Annotated in this window: 1 pseudogene; it reads left to right on the top strand. The window is 51.4% G+C overall.

Going from position 1 to position 286, the window contains the following annotated elements:
• Positions 1–286: pseudogene (locus ZA07_RS16135) on the top strand (hypothetical protein); the annotation flags it as partial.

Below are 286 nucleotides of genomic sequence, written 5' to 3'. Positions count from 1 at the left end.
CACATATGGCGGCGGATGTAGGATCCACAGTTGTGTTGACCGCAACCGGTGGTGAGGGCTATCAGTGGAGCAACGGGGCCGTGACCCAGAGTATTGAGGTAAGTCCATCGGCAACCACAACCTATGAGGTAACGGTAACAACCGGCGAATGTTCTTCCGCAGATTCAGTAACGGTTACAGTGACCCAACCTGAAACACCAGAATTGGTTGTATCTGCAGGAGATGATGTAACCATCTGTGAGGGAAGTACTGCTGTATTGACCGCCTCAGAAGGAGAGAGCTATCA

Source organism: Mangrovimonas sp. ST2L15, assembly GCF_001280515.1.
Taxonomy (GTDB): domain Bacteria; phylum Bacteroidota; class Bacteroidia; order Flavobacteriales; family Flavobacteriaceae; genus Mangrovimonas; species Mangrovimonas futianensis.
Note: the sequence above shows the minus strand (reverse complement) of the source record. Positions and strands in the feature narration are given on the sequence as shown.